Annotated in this window: 1 protein-coding gene; it reads left to right on the top strand. The window is 34.1% G+C overall.

All coding sequences use genetic code 11. The features are described 5' to 3' along the window. The coding region (locus LJE08_RS13690; protein WP_227403543.1) for a transposase at nucleotides 1–592 on the top strand (592 nt) is incomplete at its 5' end. Between the last annotated feature and the right edge of the window lie 150 nt (nucleotides 593–742).

Genomic DNA, 742 nt, shown 5'->3' with positions numbered 1-742 from the left:
TCTTGACTCAATTAATGGAACGGATTTAACACCAGTCCAGAAATCTCGTATAGAACTTGTAAATGACCACATCACACAATTATCATCCAATATCCAAAGACTTGATAAACTTATTGATTTAATGATTGAGCCATACGAAGACTATATTTCATTTCTGTGTCAGATACCTGGTGTTTCCATAAACTCTGCCATCACAATTCTTTCTGAAATCGGTGTAGATATGAATCAATTTACTTCTACAAGACGATTAACTTCCTGGGCAGGTTTAACTCCATCAAGTAACCAGTCAACAGGAAAGAAAAAATCCGTACGCATTTCCAGAGCCGGAGTATATCTTAAACCATGTTTGGTTGAAGTTGCACATGCAGCAGTCAAAGATAAAAACCATCCTTACTACGCCAACAAATTTAATAAGATTTCAAAACGTCGTGGAAAGAAATGTGCTTTTATTGCGATTGCCAGAAAAATACTTGTAGGCGCATATTATATGCTTCTTACAGGAGAAATCTGGAATCCTGCAGATTTAGCAGAAGTTGAAACGCCAGTTGAACAAAGAATTAAATACGTAAATCAGATATTAAACAACTACTAGATATTGGACTTACAGTTGAAGAATTAACACTAATGATTCAGCAAAATGCCAATATTATAGCAACACAATAATCTTTATATTTGGGGAAAGGGGTTTTGCACCCTTTTGTACTTCTAACTTCTTGTTTTTATAAATTTTATTTTCAGATTA

Origin of the sequence: Holdemanella sp. DFI.5.55, from assembly GCF_020593575.1 — a bacterium.
Lineage (GTDB): Bacteria > Bacillota_I > Bacilli_A > Erysipelotrichales > Erysipelotrichaceae > Holdemanella > Holdemanella hominis.
This window is presented reverse-complemented; position numbering and strand designations above follow the sequence as displayed.